The sequence below is a fragment of the Petrimonas sulfuriphila genome, assembly GCA_038561985.1.
GTDB lineage: Bacteria > Bacteroidota > Bacteroidia > Bacteroidales > Dysgonomonadaceae > Petrimonas > Petrimonas sulfuriphila.
In genome coordinates, this window is the sequence record CP073276.1 from 3,355,145 (window position 1) to 3,378,999 (window position 23,855).

The 23,855-nt window shown below is 43.0% G+C and carries 22 protein-coding genes; 8 read left to right on the top strand and 14 right to left on the bottom strand.

Going from position 1 to position 23,855, the window contains the following annotated elements:
- Window positions 1-73 precede the first annotated feature (73 nt).
- On the bottom strand, window positions 74-1,483 hold the full coding sequence (locus tag KCV26_14215) for an amino acid permease (GenBank protein ID WZX36435.1): 1,410 nt from the start codon (window positions 1,481-1,483) through the stop codon (window positions 74-76).
- Between the two features lie 148 nt (window positions 1,484-1,631).
- A complete protein-coding gene (locus KCV26_14220) occupies window positions 1,632-2,090 on the bottom strand; it encodes a helix-turn-helix transcriptional regulator (GenBank protein ID WZX36436.1) in 459 nt (152 codons plus the stop codon).
- A gap of 822 nt (window positions 2,091-2,912) precedes the next feature.
- Between KCV26_14220 and KCV26_14225 the strand changes: the two genes are divergently transcribed.
- On the top strand, window positions 2,913-3,464 hold the full coding sequence (locus tag KCV26_14225; protein WZX36437.1) for a glutathione peroxidase: 552 nt from the start codon (window positions 2,913-2,915) through the stop codon (window positions 3,462-3,464).
- On the opposite strand, the gene holA is transcribed toward KCV26_14225, so the two are convergent.
- Both holA and KCV26_14235 read right to left on the bottom strand, forming a co-directional pair.
- Window positions 3,461-4,477 carry a DNA polymerase III subunit delta gene (gene holA / locus KCV26_14230; GenBank protein WZX36438.1) on the bottom strand — a complete coding sequence of 339 codons (1,017 nt, stop codon included), beginning with the start codon at window positions 4,475-4,477 and terminating at the stop codon, window positions 3,461-3,463. The two genes, KCV26_14225 and holA, sit on opposite strands and share 4 nt — an antisense overlap.
- A gap of 52 nt (window positions 4,478-4,529) precedes the next feature.
- On the bottom strand, window positions 4,530-5,306 hold the full coding sequence (locus KCV26_14235) for an AMP nucleosidase (GenBank protein WZX36439.1): 777 nt from the start codon (window positions 5,304-5,306) through the stop codon (window positions 4,530-4,532).
- Between the two features lie 50 nt (window positions 5,307-5,356).
- Between KCV26_14235 and KCV26_14240 the strand changes: the two genes are divergently transcribed.
- On the top strand, window positions 5,357-5,806 hold the full coding sequence (locus tag KCV26_14240; GenBank protein ID WZX36440.1) for a type I restriction enzyme HsdR N-terminal domain-containing protein: 450 nt from the start codon (window positions 5,357-5,359) through the stop codon (window positions 5,804-5,806).
- Window positions 5,807-5,809: 3 nt separating this feature from the next.
- On the opposite strand, the gene KCV26_14245 is transcribed toward KCV26_14240, so the two are convergent.
- Window positions 5,810-7,192 (bottom strand): nodulation protein NfeD, encoded by a 1,383-nt coding sequence (locus KCV26_14245; GenBank protein ID WZX38401.1) that lies wholly within the window; start codon window positions 7,190-7,192, stop codon window positions 5,810-5,812.
- Window positions 7,193-7,294: 102 nt separating this feature from the next.
- On the opposite strand from KCV26_14245, the gene KCV26_14250 reads away from it, so the two are divergent.
- A complete protein-coding gene (locus KCV26_14250) occupies window positions 7,295-7,666 on the top strand; it encodes a 2-amino-4-hydroxy-6-hydroxymethyldihydropteridine diphosphokinase (protein WZX36441.1) in 372 nt (123 codons plus the stop codon).
- Between the two features lie 52 nt (window positions 7,667-7,718).
- Here the strand turns inward: KCV26_14250 and KCV26_14255 are convergent, their stop codons facing one another.
- On the bottom strand, window positions 7,719-9,923 hold the full coding sequence (locus KCV26_14255; protein ID WZX36442.1) for a bifunctional (p)ppGpp synthetase/guanosine-3',5'-bis(diphosphate) 3'-pyrophosphohydrolase: 2,205 nt from the start codon (window positions 9,921-9,923) through the stop codon (window positions 7,719-7,721).
- 182 nt (window positions 9,924-10,105) lie between these two features.
- Between KCV26_14255 and KCV26_14260 the strand changes: the two genes are divergently transcribed.
- Genes KCV26_14260 through KCV26_14270 form a run of 3 tightly spaced genes read left to right on the top strand, consistent with a single transcriptional unit; the run spans window position 10,106 to window position 14,678 of the window.
- Window positions 10,106-10,855 carry a DUF1080 domain-containing protein gene (locus KCV26_14260; protein ID WZX36443.1) on the top strand — a complete coding sequence of 250 codons (750 nt, stop codon included), beginning with the start codon at window positions 10,106-10,108 and terminating at the stop codon, window positions 10,853-10,855.
- 18 nt (window positions 10,856-10,873) lie between these two features.
- Entirely contained in the window at window positions 10,874-13,435 is a 2,562-nt protein-coding gene (locus KCV26_14265) for a glycoside hydrolase family 2 protein (protein WZX36444.1), read from the top strand.
- Window positions 13,436-13,454: 19 nt separating this feature from the next.
- Window positions 13,455-14,678, top strand: coding sequence for an L-serine ammonia-lyase (locus KCV26_14270; GenBank protein ID WZX36445.1), 1,224 nt, complete (start codon window positions 13,455-13,457; stop codon window positions 14,676-14,678).
- 15 nt (window positions 14,679-14,693) lie between these two features.
- Here KCV26_14270 and KCV26_14275 read toward each other — a convergent pair whose 3' ends face one another.
- From KCV26_14275 to KCV26_14305, 7 genes are read right to left on the bottom strand one after another with little or no spacing between them, the layout of a single operon-like run.
- Entirely contained in the window at window positions 14,694-16,079 is a 1,386-nt protein-coding gene (locus tag KCV26_14275) for a DUF1080 domain-containing protein (GenBank protein WZX36446.1), read from the bottom strand.
- A 13-nt stretch (window positions 16,080-16,092) separates the two neighbouring features.
- Complete coding sequence (locus KCV26_14280) at window positions 16,093-17,121, bottom strand: hypothetical protein (protein ID WZX36447.1); 1,029 nt, start codon at window positions 17,119-17,121, stop codon at window positions 16,093-16,095.
- Window positions 17,122-17,125: 4 nt separating this feature from the next.
- Window positions 17,126-17,674, bottom strand: coding sequence for a methylated-DNA--[protein]-cysteine S-methyltransferase (locus KCV26_14285; protein WZX36448.1), 549 nt, complete (start codon window positions 17,672-17,674; stop codon window positions 17,126-17,128).
- A gap of 1 nt (window position 17,675) precedes the next feature.
- Entirely contained in the window at window positions 17,676-18,692 is a 1,017-nt protein-coding gene (locus KCV26_14290; protein WZX36449.1) for an FAD:protein FMN transferase, read from the bottom strand.
- A 26-nt stretch (window positions 18,693-18,718) separates the two neighbouring features.
- Window positions 18,719-19,234 carry a nitroreductase family protein gene (locus tag KCV26_14295; GenBank protein WZX36450.1) on the bottom strand — a complete coding sequence of 172 codons (516 nt, stop codon included), beginning with the start codon at window positions 19,232-19,234 and terminating at the stop codon, window positions 18,719-18,721.
- Between the two features lie 10 nt (window positions 19,235-19,244).
- A complete protein-coding gene (locus KCV26_14300; GenBank protein WZX36451.1) occupies window positions 19,245-20,195 on the bottom strand; it encodes a glycosyltransferase in 951 nt (316 codons plus the stop codon).
- 28 nt (window positions 20,196-20,223) lie between these two features.
- On the bottom strand, window positions 20,224-20,748 hold the full coding sequence (locus KCV26_14305) for a DUF4199 domain-containing protein (GenBank protein WZX36452.1): 525 nt from the start codon (window positions 20,746-20,748) through the stop codon (window positions 20,224-20,226).
- A gap of 159 nt (window positions 20,749-20,907) precedes the next feature.
- On the opposite strand from KCV26_14305, the gene KCV26_14310 reads away from it, so the two are divergent.
- Window positions 20,908-22,119: a uracil-xanthine permease gene (locus tag KCV26_14310; GenBank protein ID WZX36453.1), complete on the top strand. Its 1,212-nt coding sequence runs from the start codon at window positions 20,908-20,910 to the stop codon at window positions 22,117-22,119.
- Between the two features lie 129 nt (window positions 22,120-22,248).
- The gene (locus tag KCV26_14315) at window positions 22,249-22,842 is read left to right on the top strand and encodes a TlpA family protein disulfide reductase (protein ID WZX36454.1); all 594 of its coding nucleotides are present in this window, start codon (window positions 22,249-22,251) and stop codon (window positions 22,840-22,842) included.
- Window positions 22,843-22,873: 31 nt separating this feature from the next.
- On the opposite strand, the gene KCV26_14320 is transcribed toward KCV26_14315, so the two are convergent.
- A complete protein-coding gene (locus KCV26_14320; protein ID WZX36455.1) occupies window positions 22,874-23,854 on the bottom strand; it encodes a Gfo/Idh/MocA family oxidoreductase in 981 nt (326 codons plus the stop codon).
- Window position 23,855: the final 1 nt, after the last annotated feature.

The following is a 23,855-nucleotide window of genomic DNA, read 5'->3' on the forward strand; positions in this document are numbered from 1 at the left end:
ATAAATCAACGGGTACCGTTAATTGTTCAACCGATGTAAGAATAAATAAGGTAAAATTAACAATTTAAGACTGTTAATCCTTCCTGGCTACAATCTTGTTTTTGAAAAGAAGGTAAAAAATCAGCCCGATGATTAAAAGTGCCGCCCCCAATAAAGCACCTTTGCCGGTATAAGACAGACTCGAATAAAGTAAATATCCACAAAACACAACAAACAAGAGCGGGGTTACCGGGAACAACGGAACTTTGAACGGTCGTGGTACGTCAGGCATCTTTACCCGCAGTACAATCAATCCAATGCCCATACACAAAAAGAAAAACCAAAAAACGGGTGCTGTAAAATCGACCATGGATTCGAATCCGCTCCGGCTAAATGCTCCGAAAATTATAAGCAAAACAGCAATGACACCTTGAATAAGAAGGGAATTGAGCGGCGCAGACTTTCTTTCGTTCCATTTTCCGAGAGTGGCAAACAGACTGAAATCTTTTCCCAGTGCATAATTGGATCGTGCACCCGTAAAAATAGTTGTGTTTAATGATGTTAAAGCAGAGAATATTACCAGCAAGCCTATTAAAACAACCCCTTTTTTTCCAAGCGTAACCCTCATCATATCCACCCCAACGGCATCCGACGCAGCCATCCCAGGAAGTCCCAACACATTCAAAAAAGCCATATTGATAAGAAGGTACACCGCGGTTATGATCAAAATACCCGCAACCAGCACAAATACCATCTTCCTACTGCCAGCCTTCAACTCCGAAGAGACATAAGCTGCCTCATTCCATCCGCCAAAAGTCAATAAAACAAAAATAAGAGCCAGGCTGAATGATTGAAAAGAGGGCGATGATTCAATACCCGGAGAGGCTGTTGACGAAATATCGGGCTCTACAAAAAAACCCACTACGATGATGATCAGTATGCCGGTAAACTGCAATGCGGACAGAAGCTTTTGAAGGCCAGTTCCGAATTGAATTCCCAGCCTATTTACCAGGGTGAGCAGAACCACTACGAGAACAGCATAAAAAGAGGCTGAATGTTCGCCAAACGATAGCAGTTTCGACATATAGTCACCCGCAATATAAGCCAGTATAGCAATGGAGCCTGTTTGAATAACCGCAATACGCGCCCAGGCAAACAAGAAAGAGAACCCATTACCAAACGCCATTCTTAAAAAATGGTAATCGCCTCCAGCACTGGGAAAGGCAGAGCTAAGCTCCGAATAGCAAAGCGCACCGGCAAGAGAAACCAGGCCTCCCAGCACCCAGACACTCAAGAACCAAAATCCATCGGGAGTGTTCGCTGCAACCACCGACGGTGTTCTGAAAATTCCAGCACCGATCACAATGCCTGTAATCAGAACAATAGCGTCTATAAGGCGTAATGTAGGTTTGGGAGCTGCGGGCGGACATATCTCGTTTTGATCCGAAGAAATCCTGCTGTCAACTGTTGATCCGTTGCCTGTATTTGCGTTGTTCTTTTGCATAACACCATCAGTTATCGCAAATCCAAAGATACAAATAATTAATTTATTAATGTTCTACAGGTATCCGTCAAATAAAACAAGGGTTCCGGATTGAACGGGAAAGGAAATTTAATTTTTGAGGAATAGGGAAAGCGTCAAAAACAACACATTATTTAACCGGCTGCGGTACAAAAGTTTCAAATGTGCTGTCGTTGTAATAAATAATTATTTGCCTGATTTTTTTATCATTATTTTTCTGAGCATCAATAATCTTATTTTCAATAACTTGAATATTTTTTTCAGGCTTATTAACGTCAATTCCTTCAGGTTTAACGACCGTTTCTTTCTCCTGGAGTGTTGCAGGAGGGCCCTGATGGAATAAATCATGTTCTTTAGGTATAGAATCCATATCAAATCCATCTTTATACATCTGTCCTGTACCATTGATTAGCCACTCAGTATTGATGTACGGCATTCCTGATAAAATTTTGGTAACGACATCGAGGCTAGGGTTGTTTCTTCCGTTTAGAATATGAGAAATATTGGCCCGGTTAATCTGAAGTCTATCGGCAAATTTTGCCGGCGTCAAATTTTCATTTTCCATTATTTGTCTAATTCGTTCTCTCATGATGCAAGAATATGAATAATGAATAAATATTCAGTATTTAATTTAGATACAAATGTACGAAACATTATTTACAAATAGAAACTATTAAAATATATATTTGTTAATTACAAAAGTATCTCATCAATAAACAATTGTACTTGCAAATAAAATAACAACGGTTAACAACGTCAAAAACTGAAAAAATATAAACTTTAAAATATTAATCTATAGTACTGATATATATCATTATAAATAATATATAATGCTATTATTTAACAAATTATCCGCATTCTTAGAGTTGAAAATCGCTAAAAACTAATCTATAAATTTAATAAATGATTTTAACTATATGATTTATAGATATTTAGTATCTATAAATAAATTGATTATCTGTTTGTTAAAATAATAAATATACAAATGTTTTATACTTTTTGGTATTTATGTTTGATCTTAGTCTTGGTACATTTGTTGTTTACTTTTGAAATAGATACAAAAGTAAATTATTTGTATGTGTCTTATTGCTTGTAATTATTCAACGACTGTTGAAAATTTATTTAAGCCGAACCGTATTTTTTCGTCAAGCAATCAGTAGCGTTTGGGAAGACAGAGGATAAATACTCGAAATACACCAGAACTCCACTAAAAACAAAAAAATACCGGGAACTCCCCATGTCAATAGAAATAATCGATTCTCGTAGGATTCAAAAAACTATTATTTACTGATAATCAGACAATTGATACTAAAAATCTATGCTAAAAAAAGTGATCTGATAAATAATAAGAGTAAAAAATGGAAAATCAGAGAAAAATGATTTAATTTGTGAAACTTTAAACGTATAAAAAATGAAAAAAGGAATAATTTCAGTTTTACTGTTCATCACCGTTGTTCTGCTGGCATCTGCCCAAAACAAACAAAAAAATCTATACGATTTTACAGTTATTGATATCGACGGAAAGAAATTCGACCTTTCTCAGTTTAAGGGAAAAAAAGTCATGATCGTTAATGTTGCTTCAAAATGCGGGTTCACTCCCCAATACGAACTTCTTCAGGAACTCTACGATGAATATAAGGACACGGGCTTCGTTATTATTGGATTCCCGGCGAATAACTTCAAGGATCAGGAACCCGGTTCCAACAAAGAGATAAAAGAGTTTTGTACCCTGAATTACGGTGTGACTTTCCCGATGATGGAGAAAATTAGTGTTGCCGGCAATGATCAAGCTCCTCTTTATAAATGGCTGACCCATAAATCTGAAAATGGAAAAATTGATCAGGAAGTCACCTGGAATTTCCAGAAATTCCTGATTGATGAGAAGGGAAACCTGGTGGATGTGGTGATGCCTAAAGAAAGTCCCAAAAGCAAAGTCATTCTGAATTGGTTGACAAAAAACTAATGCATTATTTTGTAAACCAATTCTTTGAGTAACTCTCCGGAGGAAGCAGAGTGATTATCAATCCCTTTGGATTTCCCGTCGAAAATACGTAAATAGGTGATAATCTCCATTACTTTTACGGCGTTGTAATTCCGTAGGCCGGTCATGTAATCACGGGCGAAAAACGATGATTTCAGGTTAAGCGCCGACATCACGTTTTGTTCGTTTTTTTGCGGTAACCAAAAGCATTCCAACAAATTACTGAAGTAGTTGAACAAAACCGACAACGTTACAATACTAGGGTTGTCTTTTTGATTTTTGCTAAAATAATCGACAATTGTATTGGCCTTTAAGATATTTTTTTCGGCAATAGCTTTTAACAATTCAAAGTTGTTATAATCTTTACTGATACCCACGTTCTTTTCTATAAGTTCCGAAGTAACCGTGTTGGAACCTTCGGGAAGGGAAACTTCCAGTTTTTGAAGTTGCTGAATAAGTTTACTGATGTCGTTCCCTACAAAATCGGTAATCATCTGAGCCGATTTCTCATCGATCCGGATCATTCTTTCGGAAAAATAGTTTTTTATAAAAGACGGCACCTGGTTTTCGTACCACTTTTTCGACTCAAACACTACACCTCCGTTTTTCTCAATGTGCTTTATCACAGCCTTTCTTTTATCCACGGTACCATGTTTGTAGTTGATAACCAACACCGTACTTTTCAATGGATTTTTGACGTAAGAATCCAACAGGTCAAACTTGCTGAGTTCCTGCGCCTCTTTCACTACAATAAGCTGGTATTCAGCCATCATCGGAAAACGACGTGCTGCAGCTACAATGGCATTCACATCAGAATCCACCCCGTAAAATGTGAGCAAGTTGAAATCTTTTTCCGTCTCAGTAAGTACTTTCTCCAACAACAGCTCTGTCAGTTGATCTATAAAATAGGCTTCGTCCCCCATCAATAAATAGACAGGGGCAAAAATGCGGCTGGAGATGTCTTTTTTCAGTGAATCGAAGGTAATGTTGGCCATTTATTTTTGACTTTTAAATTTTTAGATATGAAGATTTCAGCATCCGTCATCATTACCAGTCAAACCGGAGATGTTTTACCGTTGAACCTCTGTTGATAAGTGTGGTAAGCGATTTAATACCAATCTTAACGTGTTCTTCCACGAAATTCTCGGTAATGACCTTATCGCTTTTATCTGTTTTTACGCCTGTAGAAATCATAGGTTGGTCCGAAACCAACAGCAGGGCTCCCGTAGGAATATGATTGGCAAAGCCGCACGTGAATAATGTTGCTGTTTCCATATCCACAGCCATTACGCGCAATTTCCGCAGGTAGTTTTTGAATTCATCGTCATATTCCCAGACTCGGCGATTCGTGGTGTAAACTGTTCCGGTCCAGTAATCACGCCCAAAATCCCGGATATTCGAAGAAACGGCACGCATAAGGCTAAATGCCGGCAGTGAAGGTACTTCGGGTGGAAGATAATCGTTTGAGGTCCCTTCTCCGCGAATAGCAGCAATGGGTAAAATATAATCACCTAGTTCGTTTTGTGCTTTTACTCCGCCACATTTTCCCAGAAACAATACTGCTGTTGGAGAAATTGCGCTTAGTAAATCCATGATTGTCGCGGCATTGGCGCTACCCATACCAAAATTAATGATGGTAACTCCGTCGGACGATGCGCTGGGCATGTTGGCATCCAGTCCCAAGATAGGAACGTTAAAATGATGGGCAAAAATTTCGACATATTTTTGAAAATTGGTCAACAGAATGAATTTGGTGAAATCTTCCAAAGAGCGCTTTGTATAACGTGGAAGCCAATTTTCAACAATTTCTTGTTTGGTTCTCATATTTAATTTACTTTTGTCTGATCACTTTTCCCGATGAACAAAGATAACATATGTATGCGTTAAATTTGCCAACTTTCGATGCTAAAATCCGAAAAACCCCTAACGGTTTGGAAATTTTCGATCCGTTACGCAGGAAATATGTATCCTTGACCCCCGAAGAGTGGGTGCGCCAGCATTTTGTACATTACCTGATTTCGGAAAAAGGATATCCGGCTTCTTTAATGGCAAATGAAGCAATGATCAGGTTAAACTCGCTCACCAAACGATGCGATACCGTTGTGTATGACAATAGCCTTCGTCCGGTGGTTATCTGCGAATTTAAGAAACCCGACATAGAGATTACTCAACAAGCTTTCGATCAGGTAGTTAGATACAATATCGTATTGAAAGTGAAATACCTGATTGTATCCAACGGGATGTCTCACTATTGCTGTAAAATGAACTACGAAGATATGTCGTTTGATTATTTACAGGAAATACCGGAGTACGGGGATTTATAGCGTTTATTTCTTCATCACATAAAGCTGGAAGTTTTCGTAACGTTTTACAACTACTTCGTCTCCCTTTTCTATAAATCCTTTCATCGATACCGCGTCGTAATGTTGATCTCCTATTCTTACTTTTCCGGACGGACGAAGCACAGTAGAGGCCATTCCGGTTTGTCCGACCAATGTCAGCGGTTCCATGGGCACAGAAACATATCCTTCCTGATCGGAAACCAAGGCAACGCGGCTGAAAATTCCCGGTTTTCCGATCCGGCTCGACATATAGATTATCAGGGCCAACCCCATTCCTATTCCTGCAAAAACAACCATTATCGCACGAAACAGTTGCCTGAGAGATAAACCGCTGAAATCGAAATGAATATTTCCGACCAGAGCAAGTACCAAAGCAGTAAAAACGAGAATTATCCCTGAGATACCCGCCACCCCAAACCCGGGAATTACAAAAATCTCAAAGACAATCAAAATTAAACCCAATACAAACAACAAAACCTCCCAGTTTTGCGCATAACCGGTCAGGTAAAGCGGAGTGAAATACAACAAGGCAGCCGTCACAGCTACCGCAGTAGGAAAGCCGATCCCCGGCGTTTGCAATTCGAAATAAATTCCTCCAATGATTAACATGATCAATATGGCCTGCAGAAGTCCATTCATCAACAAGCCCTTTATTCTGTCGTAAAGCGTTGGATTATAAGTTTCAAGGTCGTAATCACTATAACCCAGGTACTGTACGGCAATCTGGTTGATATTTTCCGCAATGCCGTCACAGTAACGCAACTCAACGGCCTGACTTGCCGTTAACGTCAGAATCTGGGTAGAATCTGCAAAGCCAGGTATCACAATTTTTTCATCCACCATCGCCTCGGCAACTTTCGGATCGCGTTTCCACTCTATCAATGTATCTTTGTTTTGAATGACCGTGTCTCTGCCGTGACTTTCTGCAGTTGCACGCATCATTCCTCGCATGTATGACTGGTATTTGTCGGGAGCTTTGGAACCGTCCTGGCCACTCACTACAGTTGCTGCTCCAATGGAAGCCGCCGATCTCATAAAAATACTGTCGCACGCAATGGAGATAAGCGCACCGGCAGAAGCAGCGTTATTATCTATAAATACATAAACAGGAAGCTTAAAATTCAAAATGGCGGTACGCATGGAGTCGGCTTCTGCAACAGAACCACCGTATGTATTCATGTGAAGAAGTATGCAATCGGCATTCTTGTTCAGGGCCTGATGCATTCCGTTCTGTAAGTACACCCAGGTATTGCTTCCAATGTTCTCTTTTATATTGATTTTGTAAATCAGTGGCTTAGAATACTGTCCATAAGTCGCATGGACAAAGAGAATGAAAAAAAAAACGAAAGTCTGCCTGATATTTTTCATCATTTAACAGGTTTATTTTTACAAAGATAGTTGTTTTTCATTTCTACGTTGCCCCTTTTAAAAAAAACTGATTATATTTGCCTTTTTAAATTTAAATCTACTATGGTTAAAATCTTAGTCAGTTTAGGCTCGAACATATACTCAAAACAAAATATTGACAGGGCAAGAAGGATGCTCGCTCATTATTTCCCCGACGTTGTTTTCACCCCATCGATAATAACTACGGCGACCGATGAGAAGTATTCTTTTCCGTTCCGGAATGTATTGGCAGTTTTTTACAGTGACTTACCTTCGGAGGAAATTGTCCAAAAATTAAAAATGATAGAGTTTGCTATGGGACGGCAACCACGCGATAAAGATACAGGAAAGGTTATTATAGATATCGATCTGCTTCAGTATGGTGACGAAATTCTTCGTCCGGATGACTACGAGAGAGCTTATGTGCAAGCATTGTTGACCCGGTTAATCAGCTGATTCTACTTCTTTCACATAAACCCGTCTCATCCAACGCCCTGGTGATAACAGCTCAGTTCAACCTTGAAACAGACTTTATCCCTTTCACCGCTTTCAATTTTTTTATTAATTGTTCCAGCATTGAGGTGCTTGCCAGCATTACAGTGATGTTTCCCTGAAATAATCCATCGTTTGAATCGATGGAAATGGAACGCATCTGTACTCCGTCTTCCTTGGAAATGATTGACATCAAGTTAGCTACGATATTGAGCTGATCATTTCCAATGATGCGCAGTACGGATGTATAGTTTGCTGTCCCCGAGGTTTTGCCCGACCACCGGGCTTTTAAAATCCGGTAACCGAAACGCGAAAACAGGTCGTGTGCGTTGGGACAGCTTATCCGGTGGATTTTAATTCCCTGCGACGACACAAATCCAAAAATTTCATCCCCGTAAATGGGGTTGCAGCATTTTGCCAACCGATAGTCCACCCCAGTCAGGTTTTGATCAATAATAAGCTCGTCGGAACTTTTTATTTCTTGCGAAGATGGTTTGATTATAAAACTATCTGCACCCGTAGCTGAAAGAAAGTCCCTGTGTTCAAACTCTTTACTTCCCAATTCCAAGTAACGGTCTATCACCCAGTTTACATCTAGCTTCTCAGCGGCAATATCAATATAAAAGTCTGTTACCGTTTTATATTTTAACTTTTTAATCAGTTGCATCAACAGTGGATCGTCCAGATCTATCTTGCGGTTTTTCATCCGTCTTGACAACATTTCCTTGGCAATATCCACCTGTTTTCCTGCTTCTTCCTTGAGCAACTGCCGGATCCGGGTTTTGGCCTTCGAGGTCACCACATAATTCAACCAGTCCTGTTTGGGAGACTGGTGCGACGAGGTGTTTATCTCGACCTGGTCTCCGCTTTTCAGCATGTGTTTTATCGGCACATTCTTTCCGTTCACCTTTCCAGACACACAAGTAGCACCCAATTTAGAATGTATGGCAAAAGCAAAATCGAGGACCGACGCACCTTTAGGAAGTTTGAACAGATCACCTTTCGGGGTGAAAACAAAAATCTCCTCGTCGTACAAATCGAGTTTAAAATCGCCCAGTTTATCCCTGATATCCACATCCCTGTTCTCCAGGGATTCCCGCAAAGATTTTAACCAATCGTCCAGTGTGGATTCTTCTTTTATTCCCTTATATTTCCAGTGAGCGGCCAGGCCCCGTTCGGCAATATCGTCCATTCGCCGGGTCCTGATCTGTACTTCCACCCATTTTGAGTCAGGCCCCATCACCGTAATATGCAACGACTCATATCCGTTACTTTTGGGTATGGACAACCAGTCTTTCAACCGCTTCGGATTTGGCTGATACATATCGGTCACAATAGAGTATACTTGCCAGCAATGTGCCTTTTCCATTTCCGAAGGAGAATCAAGGATGATGCGTATAGCAAAGAGGTCGTAAATATTGTCGAATTCAATCTTTTGTTTTTTCAGCTTGCTGTTAATGGAATGAATGGATTTTGTACGGCCTTTGATATCGTATTTCAGGTTTGTTTTATCCAGACGTTCTTTTAACGGATGGATAAATTCCTCAATATATTTATCACGAGAACGTTTACTTTCGTTAAGTTTTCGGGCAATGAAATCATAAGTCTCCCTATCCGTATACTTCAGCGACAAGTCTTCCAGTTCCGACTTAATAGTGTACAAACCCAACCGGTGCGCCAACGGCGCATACAGGTAAGTGGATTCAACGGAAAGATCCAATCGATTTTCCGGAGTTGATTTTTTTGCATCACGCATCAACTGCAATTGTTCGGCCAATAGTACGAAAACCACACGGATATCTTCAGCTATGGATAGGAGCAACTTGATATAATTCTCCGACTCAACACGCGATTTTTTTTCGGTCAAGTCGTTCACCTTCTTCAAACCCCGAATAATGGCTGCCACCTCTTCACCGAAATCCTTCCTAATTTCATCAACCGTAATGTACCCCTTCATCAACGGCCTGAACATCAAAACTGCACAAACCACTGCTTGTTTTAACCCGATCTCGTCAATCAAGATCACCGCGGTTCTTACATCAAACAAAAGGCCGGCCAACAAATCTTCCGATTCTTCATCAGCGGACTTCTGCAAGGAATCCTTCCAGACTCTTTTCAAGAGGCCGGTTTGCGACATACTCCATCTCTGCCGGAATAAGCCGTACAGCCTCCGGTGCAAAAAAACGTAATCATCGAAAGGGATAGCGGGTACTGTTTTCATTTTTGTCAACTCATGTCCGGTTTGCAACGTAAAATTACAATTTTTTGAAACAAATAGACTGTTTTACTCTTAAACTTGTCGCCGGAAAGATTAAAAAATCCGGTTTAATGTCAGGTTTCCATGCTGCAATTATTTCCGATTAACGGTTTATTTATTATTTTTGTATTTCTAAAAACAAGCAAATGAAAAACTTATTCATTCCTGGAGCCCTGTTAATTTTTGGAATTGTTGCGGGATGTCAAAACAAAAAAACCGACGATGGATTTATATCCATTTTCGATGGGAAATCATTGAACGGATGGAAAGGCGACTCCACTTACTGGCGTGTAGAGAACGGTATTCTCACCGGTGAGATAACTCCTGAAACCATTTTAGAGAGAAATACCTTTATTGTCTGGCAGAACGGAGCCCCCGAAGACTTTGAATTGAAACTGGAATACCGGATAAGCGAAGACGGAAACAGCGGCATCAACTACAGGAGTGAGGAGATTCCCGATCTTCCCCATGCACTTAGGGGATACCAGTTCGATATCGACGGCAAAAACAACTATACCGGACAGAACTACGAAGAACGGCGAAGAACAACACTCGCCTATCAAGGACAAACGGTAGTGTTACATCCTTTACCTGACTCCTTATCCAGTCTTCCAGTTTCGGACCTGGTCAAAAACAATGCCTGGACAAAAGCAGAAATAATTGAGTTGGCCGATGTTGCCGAATTAAAAAGCCACATCAAAAATAACGATTGGAACTCCTGTCACCTTATTGTAAACGGCAATAACATGAAGCACTTTCTGAACGGTGTTTTGATGAGCGAGGTGACGGATAATGATTTGCTTAACGGAAAGAAACAAGGATTAATTGGCGTTCAGGTTCATGTGGGTCCTCCCATGAAGGTGGAGTTCAGAAACATCCGACTAAAAACCCTGTAAAAAAGATTGACAGAAGAAATGAAAAAACTATCCCTTTGGCTGTTGATATTTTTGCCGGTTTTTGGATACGCCCAAAAAAACGGAGAAACATTATTGTTGAACGACGGGTGGACATTTTCGCAAACCAATAAAGACACCTGGCACGAAGCTCAAGTTCCGGGTTCGGTGCAGCACGACCTCATCCGGCACAAAGTGTTGCCCGATCCGTTTTACGGAACCAATGAAAAGCTGATTCAATGGGTAGAAGACGAAAACTGGGATTTCAAAAAAACGTTTAACGTTTCGGCCAAGCAACTCAAGCATGACGACGCGGTTATCTTCTTCGAGGGATTAGACACGCAAGCCGATGTTTTCCTGAACGGCGCTCGGATTCTACGTTCCGAAAATATGTTTGTTGGCTACAAAATATCGGTAAAAAACATACTTAAAGAGGGTGAAAACAGTTTATACATCCGGTTTTATTCACCCGTACAATCGCTGATGCCTGCACGGCTGACCGCAGGGTACGATTATCCGGCCGGAAACGACCACCGTGATGAGAAGCTGAGCATCTACAACCGGAAAGCACCGTACCATTTCGGTTGGGACTGGGGAATCCGAATAGCACAGATGGGGATCTGGAAGCCTGTATCGCTTACGTTTTACGACAAGGCTCGCATTGACGATTTCTATGTAAAACAGAAAAGCATATCGAAAGAAAAAGCGGAAATTGAAAACATCATCGAAGTATTTTCACTTAATGAAAAACCGGTTGAAGCTACGATTTCAGTAAAGTACAACATGTGGGTAATGAGCTACCGCCGTCAAATCAACAAGAAAACAACCCTAAATCCTGGCAAAAACAGCATCTCCATTCCAGTAGAAATCAACCAGCCCTATCTATGGATGCCCACAGGTTGGGGTACTCCCTACCTTTATGACTTTATTGCATCGATAAATATAGATAATCAAGAGATTGCACAAGAAATCGTAACAACAGGTTTACGTACGATTCGACTGGTACAAGAGCCCGACAAGCATGGCAAATCGTTCTACTTTGAAGTAAACGGCATCCCGCTCTTTGCCAAGGGCGCCAACTACATCCCGGGCGAGATTTTCACTACTCAACAAAACGAAGATTATTACACAAAACTTTTTGATAACATTGAAGCGGCAAATATGAACTTTGTCCGCGTGTGGGGCGGCGGAATCTACGAGAACGAAGAATTTTATCGCCAGGCCGATAAAAGAGGCATCCTGGTTTGGCAGGATTTCATTTTCGGCTGTGTGCCCTACCCGTCTGACGATCGTTTTCTGGCCAACGTGAAAGATGAAGTTATATACAACCTCAAACGTCTGCGCAATCATGCTTCCCTCGCGTTCTGGTGCGGGAACAATGAGGTGGAAGAAGGGCTTCAACACTGGGGTTGGGACAAACAATACCCGGCGGATATTTACAACGTCTGGCTCGAAGGTTACGACAAGACGTTCCGTGAACTCATTCCTGGCCTGGTAAATGAGTTCGACGGAACACGCAGCTATATCCACGGTTCGCCATACGATTCCAACTGGGGAAATCCCGAAACATTCGCATCGAGCGATGTGCACGACTGGGGGCTCTGGTACGGACACCTGCCGTTCGAAGGAATGGCCGGCCGACTTCCGCGCTTTGCCAGTGAATTCGGCTTCCAGTCGTTCCCCGAGATGAAAACCATCCGCTCTTTCTCACCTGAAAATGAATGGAACCTGGAAAGTGAAGTAATGAAAGTTCATCAAAAAGCATCCACCGGAAACTCACTCATCAAAAAATACATGGACATGTATTACCACGAACCCCGAAATTTCGAAGATTTCGTTTATATCGGACTGATAATGCAGGGCAACGGCATGGAAGAATCCGTTGAAGCGATGCGTCGTGGCCGCCCCTATTGCATGGGTGCACTCTATTGGCAGATAAACGATGACTGGCCGGTGGTTTCCTGGTCGAGCATCGATTATTACGGCAACTGGAAAGCACAACACTACCGCATGCGAGACGTGCTGGCTCCGTTGGCATTGGGTGTAGAATTCAAGGATAATCAACTGAATTATTACACCCTGTCGGACTTCCTCACCGATAGGAATGACCTACAGTTAACCGTGCAGGTAGTGGATTTCAACAAAGGCGTAGTGAAACAGTTCAAGGAAAAAGTGAACGCAAAAGCCAACTCCAGCAACGTGGTAAGAACTTTCAACGTAGAAGAATTACTATCTGAAGCCGATAAGTCAAACAGGATGATCCGAGCGTGGTTAACCGACAGCAAGGGGAAAAAACTTTCCGTCAAAGATCATTTCTTCTACTGGCCCAACAAACTAAACCTGCCGCAAACCACCGTACAAACTTCGGTAAAATATGCCGACGGCAAATATACCGTTACGCTCATAAGCAAAAAGTTGGCGAAGGACGTTTTCATCGAGATTCCTGTAATGGGCGCGAAGTTTACCGATAACTTCATTGATCTGCTTCCGGGAGAAAAAAAGGTAATAGAAATAACCTCTCCCGAACTGAAAGCATCAGCAAAAACACCGGTTACCGTAAGGCATATTAGGGAGACGTACTGAAGAAAGTTTAAAAGTAAACATGAAATCATTAAAAGAACTGTATAGAATTGGGAACGGCCCGTCCAGCAGCCACACCATGGGACCTAAAAAGGCTGCAGAGCTATTCCTGGAAAGGGCTCCTGGAGCTGCGAAATACGTGGTAACGCTGTACGGAAGCCTGGCAGCTACCGGAAAAGGGCATTTAACCGACACTGCCATCCTGAACGTATTGGAACCGCATGCCCCAACCACCATCGAGTGGCTACCCAGGACATTCCTGCCGTTTCACCCCAATGCGATGAGGTACGATGCGTTCGACGCAACAGGCAATAATTTCGATTCGTGGACAGTCTACAGCGTAGGTGGTGGAGCATTAAGCGATGGCACCACTATTGTGGGGCTATCTGAAGCGGCACAAAAAGATATCTATCCGATGACAACCATTGCCGATATACAGGCATGGTGCGAACAAAACGGCAGAACTTACTGGGAATACGTTGAAATACATGAGGATAACGATCTTTGGGAGCATCTACGGGACGTGTGGCAGGTGATGAAAGTAGCCGTAAAAAATGGGTTGGATAACGAGGGGGTGTTGCCGGGTCCGTTAAACCTGCAACGCAAAGCCGCATCCTATTTCATCAAAGCCAAAGGCTATAAGGCATCGCTTCAGTCGCGCGGGTTGGTGTTTGCCTATGCGCTGGCGGTCTCGGAAGAAAACGCCTCCGGGGGAAAGATTGTCACTGCGCCTACGTGTGGTTCGTGCGGAGTACTTCCAGCTATCCTGCACTACCTGGAAGAAAGCCGCGATTTCAGCGAAACCCGCATCTTGCGTGCGTTGGCTACAGCCGGTTTGTTCGGCAACGTGGTCAAGCAAAACGCATCGATATCGGGGGCTGAAGTGGGTTGTCAGGGCGAAGTGGGTGTAGCCTGCTCCATGGCGGCAGCAGCAGCTAGCCAGTTGTTCGGGGGTAGTCCGGCTCAGATTGAATATGCGGCCGAAATGGGATTGGAGCATCACCTGGGAATGACATGTGATCCGGTTTGCGGCCTAGTACAAGTACCTTGCATCGAGCGAAATGCTTATGCCGCTGCGCGCGCATTGGATGCCAACCTCTACTCATCGTTTACCGACGGTATCCATCTGGTATCGTTCGACCGTGTGGTTGAAGTAATGAAACAAACCGGCCATGATTTACCCTCGCTCTACAAAGAAACCGGAGAGGGCGGGCTCGCAAGGGATTACAAAAGGATGAAAAACTAATTACCCACAGCTTTTTTACTCTGTCATAACGGGTTTATACATATCCTGTGCAGTAATGCCACATTCCTTCATCATCTGTATGCAATATTCCATTTTACCGAAATCGGAATTGGAGTTGTTGGTACCGAATGTGAATTTCAGTCCGGCAGCTTTGGCTTTCTGAATAAAAGACTTGTTCGGTATCTTATACCGATGATTGATTTCCAATACTTTATGAGTTCTCACCATAGCCTCAATCACTTTGTTTTGACGTTCATCCGTCCAAAAAAGGTCGTAACGGTCGTTCATCGCATCGGGAAGAAAATTGGGGTTTACATACACATCCATCGGTTCGTCCATAACCTTCACAATGTTCTCAACAATCAGATCCATGTATTTCTGTTCATCGTCTATGAATACTTCATCCGGCATCCACAAGCGGGTTCTGTTGCCTTTTCGATCTGTAAACGTCATGGCATCCGTAAAAACATAATCGAACAGGTCACGCACTTCTTTAGAAAAAGTGGCCGGCCATTCACGCCCTTCTCCCTGCATGGCCTGAACAAACGGCTGGCCTTTCATTCCATTGAAATACTCCAGTACCTGCGCATCATTTTGAATGGGAAATCCTATACCGCAGTTGGGTGCCAATGCATAATTGATGCCATACTTGCGTGATTGGGACCTAGCCAGCTCCAACGTCAGGTCTTCTTTCAGGTGCACGTGATAATCGAGTACCGGGAAATTCGCCTGATGCAGTTTTATGATCTCGTCCGATGATTCGTCGATAGCTTGGACAAGCTGGCTGTCAATCACCGTTTTTTCGATTTTCAACGGTGTAACTTCAATGAATTTCACTTCAACGATACCTTCAGTACTTTGTAGACAAAAAGTTCCTCCTGAAAGGATTTGCGACCTGTTTTCCGGTGTACGGTACGGTTGTGAAGGTTCAATATACTCTACTAGTAATTCATCGTTAACAGCCACCTCTATCTTTTTACCTTCTACCCGGATACGAAGGTTAAACCATTCGTTGTTTTTCACAATAGATTTTGTCAGGTTCCTGACTGACAATAAACTTCCCGTTTTTGTCCACCATTGTTGATGATCCAGATCGTTATTGAGCGCAACAGCGTAACCGCCGTTACCGTTTTCATCGGTATGAAAACGGACCTCTCCCTTCCCGTTATCCATCGTTTTTGCCGTAAGAAGCAGTTCAAAATCGGTGAACATTCCGTTTTTCAAGGTCATTTTACCGACACCATCCATTCGGACTACGGAATCCGAAACCGTCACCGGCCCTTCAGTCAGCCAGTTCGTCACATCTTTTCCGTCAAAAAGGATTTTTTTCTTGTTCTGCTCGGTACAGCCCGGCAATATGAGAGAAACAACACACAAGAACGATAGAATTTTTTTTGCCATAGTTTTAAATTTTTCAGAAGGTCAATAATAATTCAACTGTAAACTTGTCCGAATCCATTTCTTCGTAGAGATTCAAAATATCAAGCTCTTGATTTATAAAATACCATTCGTAATCGAACCGCAATATCGATGAAAAATATTTTTTAGTAAGCCCAAAACCAAGCCCGACTGTCAACCTATCCACATCAAAACCCTTTTCGTTCATATGCTTGTCAATGGCATCCCATCGAACGGCAGGCACAATATTCTTGAAAAAATAGGTCTCCTTAAGGGGAACCGCATAAGCGCCCTGCAGGTAGTAAGAAAACATCTGATCTTCGTCAACCTCTTTGTTATCACGTTTCATAAATTCCGTTTCTACTTTCCAGTTCGCGCCCTCATAACGCAGATCTGCTCCGTAAAAAAAGTAATGGACTGTAGGTGTATTCAAGTAATCGTAAAACTTGAACGTCGACCGAAGCCCTTTCATACTACCGAGTTCGAGACGCCCGCCGTACGACAATTTTTCACGCCAGACCGGATCGTTGATCGTGTTCCCATTATATGCACCAAACTCAATGGAAGCCGGAACCGCATCAATCTTAAAATTATAATCGGCCAGAAAACCGATATCGCGTGTGCTTATAAAATATTTTCCTATAAAAGCACGGTTGGCAAACATCAGGTTGGCTGGCGAAACAACGTAAGAATTAAAAATTGGAATACTAGTCTGCCCCAGAGAAAGAGACAGTCCCCTGACGGGTTCAAAAGAACCGTACAAATCCAGCACCTTAAAGTTACCGTTATCGCTGAGCTCTATCTGTCCACGGTAGGAAAAGAAAGGGGTCAGGTAACCGCGTACGCCCATCCTGGAATTTCTGACGGAGAACCTGGAACTTCCGGTTTCTGAGGCATACTCAAATTTATTTTTCATCGTTCCATCAACCTTAAAAGTAGGATAACGAACGGAATCTGTTTCCTGTGCCGGTGTCAGCAGGGAAAACATCATAAAAATAGCAACGAATAGTTTTTTCAACGACATGGATTGTTTGACGTTTAACATTTACTTAATTTTCGATCTCCGCTGTTTGTGCTTCCCTTTCAATCATTTTCTTTTTGATCTCCAGTCCCCAGAAGTAGCCACCCAATCCGCCGTCGGAGCGGATAACACGGTGACAGGGAATAATGTAGGAAACGGGATTATCCCCGATAGCGGATCCGACTGCGCGTACCGCTTTCGGATTGTTTACAGCCTTTGCGATGGCTTTATAGGAAGATAATTTTCCAACGGGGATTTGCAGCAACGCTTTCCAGACACTTAACTGAAAAGCGGTTCCAGCAATATGTAACGGAAGCTCCGAAACTCTTTCGTTTTTAATAAAGCTCAACGCGAGTTTATGCAAAGCGGCTTTTTGTTTCTGAAGAGCTGTGCCGGAGTATCTCTTTTTCAAATCATTCAGCATCGGTTCCTTTTCTCCGAAACCCACATAACAAATACCTTTCGAAGTGGAAGCAATAACGGCCAGTCCGTAGCCGGTTTCATAAAAGAAATAGCTGATAACCGTATCTTTCACCTCTTTTTTGTTCAGAGGAACAATGGAAACAATCTTGTTCATATCAGTTGGCAAAAAACTGTTCAAACCCTTCGGAATAAGCTATGTCCAGCGTGCTGTCGGGTTTCACGTAAATAAAATAATAATGCAGTCCCGGTATTTTCCGGGCAATCTCCTTCGACTTTTCCAAGCCCGAAGCCATAAATGCCGTAGCATAGGCATCGGCAGTCATACAATCTTCAGCAATAACGGTTGCGCCTAAAATATCCTGTTCCGAAGGATACCCGGTTTGCGGGTCGATGGTATGGGCATACTTTTTTCCGTCTTTCACGTAGAAATTCCGGTAATTCCCCGATGTCGCCAGCGACTTATCGCACAGCGATAAGATGGTTTGCAATTCATGCTGCATACCCGTACTGTCATCGATAGGCTTATCTACTCCGATGCGCCAGCATACACCTTTATCGTTCACGCCTTTGGTCACGATCTCACCGCCAATCTCTATCATGTAATTTTCAATCCCATAGCTATCGAACAAACGGGCAACCAAATCACAGGCATAACCTTTGGATATGGCGGAAGTGTTTAACTGTAGCCGCGGATCGGATTTTACGACATTTCCTTCACTGTCGATCCGGATCTTATCGTATCCCACAAATTCTTTCAGGCTGTCGATAATTTCGGGCGTGATGCTGTCCATATTCCTGAAACCGAATCCCCAGGCATCAATAAGCGGCGAGGCCGTAATATCAAATTTTCCGTCCGTCATCCGTGAAACTTCCGTGGCTTTGTTGAATACTTCCATAAAAAGTGAATCGGGCTTCACGGGTATATTGCTGTTTATTTTGGTGATGACCGTATTTTCCCGGAAAGGATTCAAAGATTGCTCAAACCTGTCCAGTTCAGCCAGAATCTCATCTTCCAATGATCTCTTGTAAGCGTATTTGATGTGGTAAGAGGTATGGAAAATTTCACCGCTGTTTTGAAAATAGGAGTAGTTTTGTTTTTTAGGATTACACGAAGATACAATAATGGTAAAAATAAGTACGGATACCGTTAGAAAAGATATTTTTGTCTTCATCTGTGTTTTAATTAATTGAAATATCATTAGATCCACTTCGTTATTTCTTCCGGCGATTTCCGTTTCTTGTTTCTGGGATCCGGATCAACGTTTTCCGGATAACCAACGGGTAATAGAACGATGGGTTCCACATTTTCACTGAGTTGTAATCCCTCCTTTACGGTTTGCGGATTGAAGTTGCAAACCCAACAAGTTCCAAGTCCAAGTTCAGTGATTTTTAACACCATGTGTTCCACAGCAATTGCTATATCGATATCGAGGTGGTCCTTGCCGTCACACGGGCGTTTCCACGATTGTTGATGGTCTCCGCAGGCAAGGATGTATAGCGGGGCACTATTGAACCACTCTCGCGGATAACTTTGCCGCATTATTTTTTTGGCTTCTTCCGACCGGCATATGTAGAATTTCCACGGTTGAAAATTAACGGCTGAAGGAGCCAAACGAGCACTTTCGATTATCTCACCAATAACTTCTTTATCAATAGATTGATCCTTGAATTTTCTTACCGATCTGCGTAACTGGATTATCTCGTCAAGTTTCATCTGTTATCCCTTAAAATTCTTCTTCAATCCTGTAATTATTCCGGTCGGGAGAATTGCGTGAAATCAATTCTCCTAGAAAACCGGTAAGAAAAAGCAGTGTTCCCAGGATCATCATCGTCAGTGATATGTAAAAGTAGGGCGATTCGGTTACCAGCCGGTACGGATTTCCTACATGCATATCGTACAGCTTGGAGGCACCCACCAGGATGCTGGCAACAAACCCCAGAATAAACATTATACTGCCCAAGAGCCCAAAGAAATGCATCGGTTTCTTGCCGAATTTATTCAAAAACCAGATGGTCAACAAATCGAGGTAACCGTTCACAAAACGGTCTGCGCCGAACTTGCTTTTTCCGTATTTGCGCGCCTGATGACGGACCTCTTTCTCGCCGATCTGTTTAAATCCTGCATCTTTTGCCAGAATGGGAATATAGCGGTGCATGTCGTTATACACTTCAATGCTTTGGGCCAATGAGCGTTTGTAGGCTTTTAGACCGCAATTGAAATCGTGAAGGCGGATACCCGATACTTTTCTTGCCGTGGCATTAAAAAGCTTCGACGGCAGGTTTTTGGTCAATGTGGCATCGTAACGCTTGCGTTTCCACCCAGAAACCAGGTCGTAACCCTCTTCCTTTATCATCCGGTAAAGTTCGGGAATTTCGTCGGGACTGTCCTGCAGGTCGGCATCCATGGTGATTACCACGTCTCCTTTAACTTTCCGGAAGGCACAATGCAAAGCGGGTGATTTTCCGTAATTACGCTGGAACTTTATGGCCTTCACCCGATTCGACTGCTCACGAAATCCGGTAATCACTTCCCACGAATGATCGGTACTCCCATCGTCTACAAAGATAATTTCGTACGAAAATCCGTTTTCTTCCATCACCCGCTTAATCCATGCATGCAGTTCCGGTAGAGACTCCTCTTCGTTGTAGAGTGGAATTACAACAGAAATATCCATAATTTTTTATTTGACGATTTTAGATTGACTATTTACGATTTGCAGGTGTGTACCTGCGGGCAAACGGCACAACAAATAACGATAAAATCATTCCGATAAAAACATCGGCCAGGATCACGTTACTGAAGATATAGTTTACGGTTGTAGGTAGCGGTTGATCTTCAAGGGAATTTACCATGCTCTCACTCAAATTCATCATCCTTACGGTCTCGATCATATTCTCATACAACTTCCCTACAAAAGCCTGGTCAACCCAAGTGATATGTATGAAGACAATTACGGCTTCCAGAAGTGATGCAAAAAAAAACAACATGATACCAAACTGGACTCCGTGCCAATATCCCATATTATTGTTTACGATTGCGGTTTTATACTTTACCAGAAAATAAAAAAGAACAAGCGGCGTGCCTACAGCCAAGAATGATCCGAGGATACTTAAAGCCGGAATCCGGCCCGCACCCATCACAAAAAGATATTTCAACATCCAAAACAGACCCAAAAAAACGCCGCCATACATGGCATAGTTCATCAACTGACTCTTATCTTCTTGCATAAAAAACTATTTAACGTACAAAAGTAACTAAAAAAAGTCAGAAGTCGGAAACCGGAAGCCGGAAGATTGTTTTTTTCATAAATCGTGAATGATTAACTAAAAATTTCGATAAATACGTTAACTTTGCGCGAATCAAAAAAAGTAAACATATTTTTTAACATGGAAAATGTAAAACCGCTCACCCCCCTGTCAAAAACTGTGGTTGGGGTTCAGTTTCTTTTTGTGGCTTTCGGTGCCACGGTTTTAGTACCTCTTTTAGTCGGCTTGGATCCTTCTACAGCATTATTCACCGCCGGAATCGGAACGCTGGTCTTTCATCTGGTAACGAAAGGCATTGTCCCTATCTTTTTAGGCAGCAGTTTCGCATTCATTGCGCCTATTGTTAAAGCCACCGAGCTTTACGGATTGGCCGGGACCTTATCGGGATTGGTGGCCGTTGGCGCTGTTTATTTTCTGATGAGTGCACTCGTCAAGTGGCAGGGGATAAAAGTTATCCAACGGTTGTTCCCACCCGTAGTTATTGGCCCGGTTATCATGCTTATCGGCTTGTCGCTTTCCGGAACGGGTGTGAATATGGCTGCTGAAAACTGGCTGCTGGCTATTATTGCGCTTGTAACCGCCATTATCGTGAGCATGTTTGCCAAAGGGTTGCTGAAACTGATTCCCATTTTCAGCGGAATCATTGTGGGATATATTGCTGCTGTTTTTATGGGGAAGATCGATTTTACACCCGTCATTGAAGCTCCCTGGTTCAGTCTGCCGCAGTTTGTAACTCCCCAGTTTTCGTGGCAGGCCATCCTGTTTATGGCTCCGGTAGCCATCGCTCCGGTTATTGAACATGTTGGCGACGTTTATGCTGTGAGCCAGGTAGCTGGAAAAGATTTCGTAAAAAAGCCGGGCCTTCACCGAACGATGTTGGGTGACGGTATCGCATGCAGCATTGCCGGGCTTATCGGTGGGCCTCCGGTTACCACTTATTCGGAAGTTACCGGTGCTATGGTGCTGACCAAAGTGACCGATCCGGTAGTGATTCGCATTGCGGCGGTGACGGGCATTGTTTTTTCGTTAATTGGGAAAATAAGCTTCTTCCTTAAAACCATACCCAACGCGGTGCTGGGTGGAATTATGTTGTTGCTTTTCGGCATGATTGCAGCTACCGGCGTCAACAACATGATCGCCAACAAAACCGATATGAGCGTTACACGCAACCTGATTATTGTCTCGCTTATCCTGACTACGGGAATCGGTGGGGCTATTTTTAAGATAGGTGATTTTACCTTTGCCGGCATCGGGTTAGCGGCTATGGTCGGTGTAGTCCTGAACTTGATTTTACCCGGCCACAAGGGAGAGAAGGGAAGCGAAGCCAAATAAAAAACTCAATAATCATTGTCCGGACAGTAACAGGAGCCGGTGTGTCTTGCGGATACGGAGCGGAAGTTCATTTTTCCGCTCCGTAGAACTTTTTATTGAAAAATACGTTCAACGGGAAAGAACGTAAAAATGGAAAAAAAGACAACGCAGAAAACCAACAAAAAGGGATCGTGGATTTTTAATATAATTTTTATCGGGTTAATTGCCTTGATTTTGTTTACACCGGTTGGTAGCAAATTGAAGTATTGGACAAGCAAACTGATGGCTTCTTTTACTCCATCGGTGCAAAAAGTGGAGAAACGCGAAAAATTAACCGATTACCACTGGCTGCTGACCGATAACAACAGTCAATCTTTCGATTTAAGTCAGGCGCAGGGGAAAGTGATTTTCCTGAATACCTGGGCAACATGGTGCCCACCTTGCATTGCAGAGATGCCTGCCTTACAGGAACTTTACAACAAGTACAAAAATAATCCCGATGTGGTGTTTGTGTTTGCAACCACAGATCCGAAGAATACGGTGGATAAATTCATGACCGACAAAGGGTACAATTTGCCGGTGTATTACATTCAATCTGCCCCACCCCCTCAACTGGCTTCCAACACCATTCCCATCACTTTTTTGATTGGAAAAAACGGCGGTATTGCCATCCGGAAAGTAGGCGCCGCCGATTGGAGCAGCAGGAAGGTTACCGGCACAATTGACCAGTTACTTCAAGAATAAAACGTACCGCTATCCGGTGAGGGCATACCTGTCAAGGTATTCTTCCCAGCATCTTGTCCATTACCCAATTGGTTCGCATGGCAGAACGAAAATCACTTACGGGATAGGGTCCGTTGCCATTCAGGTAATTCACAATGCTCTGAATCAGGTAAAACTGAATGTTTTCGGGATTTTCTTCGGTATAGATTTTTTCGCCGGAGGCACGGTTGAGGACGATAGGTGTGAAATGAAACGTAGAAAATCGGATAGATCCCTTCGATCCAATAATTTCCACCTCATCCGTACGTTCACTCACGGGAGCTGCAAATTCCCAGTGTCCGCTGCCTCTCACACCCATCTTATGCAACCACTCTCCGTCCACCGTATCTTCCACATCGTACAATCCGGCTACGTTTTTAGCCGTTCCGCCTACTTCGGTTATTTCACCGAAAACAAAATCCAGGTAATCCAGTTGATGCGAAGCCAGATCGTAGAAATACCCAGCTCCCGCAACCTCTTTCTTCACCCGCCAGGGAAGTGTTTCCCGGCTTAAATCGGATGGATACGGCGGTATAATGAACCGGATTTTCACTTCGCGGACCTCTCCTATCTCTCCACTTTCCAGCAACTGCCTTATACGCAGAAAATAGGGCAACGTCCTGCGGTAATACGCCACAAAACAGGGAACTCCCGTCTCTTTTGCAGCTTCCGCCATGATCACACACTCTTCGAACGAAGCAGCCATGGGTTTCTCCACATACACCGGTTTTCCGGCTTTCATGGCCGCAACAGCATATTCGGCATGTGATCCGGGTGGCGTAGCAACGTATACCGCATTCACAGCGGAGTCATTAATCAACGCATGCGCATCGGAATACCTCTTGGCTATATGGTGCCGCAACGCGTAATCCTTGGCTGATTCTGCATCACGGCGCATCACCGCAACTACATCCGACCCATCGACTTTGCGGAAAGCCGGGCCGCTTTTCTTTTCCGTTACATTTCCGCAACCGATAAAACCCCAGTTAATCATA

What these genes read in the sequence shown, in the direction of transcription:
- KCV26_14215 (WZX36435.1), bottom strand. Translation starts at nt 1,483, where the DNA reads ATGCAAAAGAACAACGCAAATACAGGCAACGGATCAACAGTTGACAGC.
- KCV26_14220 (WZX36436.1), bottom strand. Translation starts at nt 2,090, where the DNA reads ATGAGAGAACGAATTAGACAAATAATGGAAAATGAAAATTTGACGCCG.
- KCV26_14225 (WZX36437.1), top strand. Translation starts at nt 2,913, where the DNA reads ATGAAAAAAGGAATAATTTCAGTTTTACTGTTCATCACCGTTGTTCTG.
- holA (WZX36438.1), bottom strand. Translation starts at nt 4,477, where the DNA reads ATGGCCAACATTACCTTCGATTCACTGAAAAAAGACATCTCCAGCCGC.
- KCV26_14235 (WZX36439.1), bottom strand. Translation starts at nt 5,306, where the DNA reads ATGAGAACCAAACAAGAAATTGTTGAAAATTGGCTTCCACGTTATACA.
- KCV26_14240 (WZX36440.1), top strand. Translation starts at nt 5,357, where the DNA reads ATGTATGCGTTAAATTTGCCAACTTTCGATGCTAAAATCCGAAAAACC.
- KCV26_14245 (WZX38401.1), bottom strand. Translation starts at nt 7,192, where the DNA reads ATGAAAAATATCAGGCAGACTTTCGTTTTTTTTTTCATTCTCTTTGTC.
- KCV26_14250 (WZX36441.1), top strand. Translation starts at nt 7,295, where the DNA reads ATGGTTAAAATCTTAGTCAGTTTAGGCTCGAACATATACTCAAAACAA.
- KCV26_14255 (WZX36442.1), bottom strand. Translation starts at nt 9,923, where the DNA reads ATGAAAACAGTACCCGCTATCCCTTTCGATGATTACGTTTTTTTGCAC.
- KCV26_14260 (WZX36443.1), top strand. Translation starts at nt 10,106, where the DNA reads ATGAAAAACTTATTCATTCCTGGAGCCCTGTTAATTTTTGGAATTGTT.
- KCV26_14265 (WZX36444.1), top strand. Translation starts at nt 10,874, where the DNA reads ATGAAAAAACTATCCCTTTGGCTGTTGATATTTTTGCCGGTTTTTGGA.
- KCV26_14270 (WZX36445.1), top strand. Translation starts at nt 13,455, where the DNA reads ATGAAATCATTAAAAGAACTGTATAGAATTGGGAACGGCCCGTCCAGC.
- KCV26_14275 (WZX36446.1), bottom strand. Translation starts at nt 16,079, where the DNA reads ATGGCAAAAAAAATTCTATCGTTCTTGTGTGTTGTTTCTCTCATATTG.
- KCV26_14280 (WZX36447.1), bottom strand. Translation starts at nt 17,121, where the DNA reads ATGTTAAACGTCAAACAATCCATGTCGTTGAAAAAACTATTCGTTGCT.
- KCV26_14285 (WZX36448.1), bottom strand. Translation starts at nt 17,674, where the DNA reads ATGAACAAGATTGTTTCCATTGTTCCTCTGAACAAAAAAGAGGTGAAA.
- KCV26_14290 (WZX36449.1), bottom strand. Translation starts at nt 18,692, where the DNA reads ATGAAGACAAAAATATCTTTTCTAACGGTATCCGTACTTATTTTTACC.
- KCV26_14295 (WZX36450.1), bottom strand. Translation starts at nt 19,234, where the DNA reads ATGAAACTTGACGAGATAATCCAGTTACGCAGATCGGTAAGAAAATTC.
- KCV26_14300 (WZX36451.1), bottom strand. Translation starts at nt 20,195, where the DNA reads ATGGATATTTCTGTTGTAATTCCACTCTACAACGAAGAGGAGTCTCTA.
- KCV26_14305 (WZX36452.1), bottom strand. Translation starts at nt 20,748, where the DNA reads ATGCAAGAAGATAAGAGTCAGTTGATGAACTATGCCATGTATGGCGGC.
- KCV26_14310 (WZX36453.1), top strand. Translation starts at nt 20,908, where the DNA reads ATGGAAAATGTAAAACCGCTCACCCCCCTGTCAAAAACTGTGGTTGGG.
- KCV26_14315 (WZX36454.1), top strand. Translation starts at nt 22,249, where the DNA reads ATGGAAAAAAAGACAACGCAGAAAACCAACAAAAAGGGATCGTGGATT.
- KCV26_14320 (WZX36455.1), bottom strand. Translation starts at nt 23,854, where the DNA reads ATGATTAACTGGGGTTTTATCGGTTGCGGAAATGTAACGGAAAAGAAA.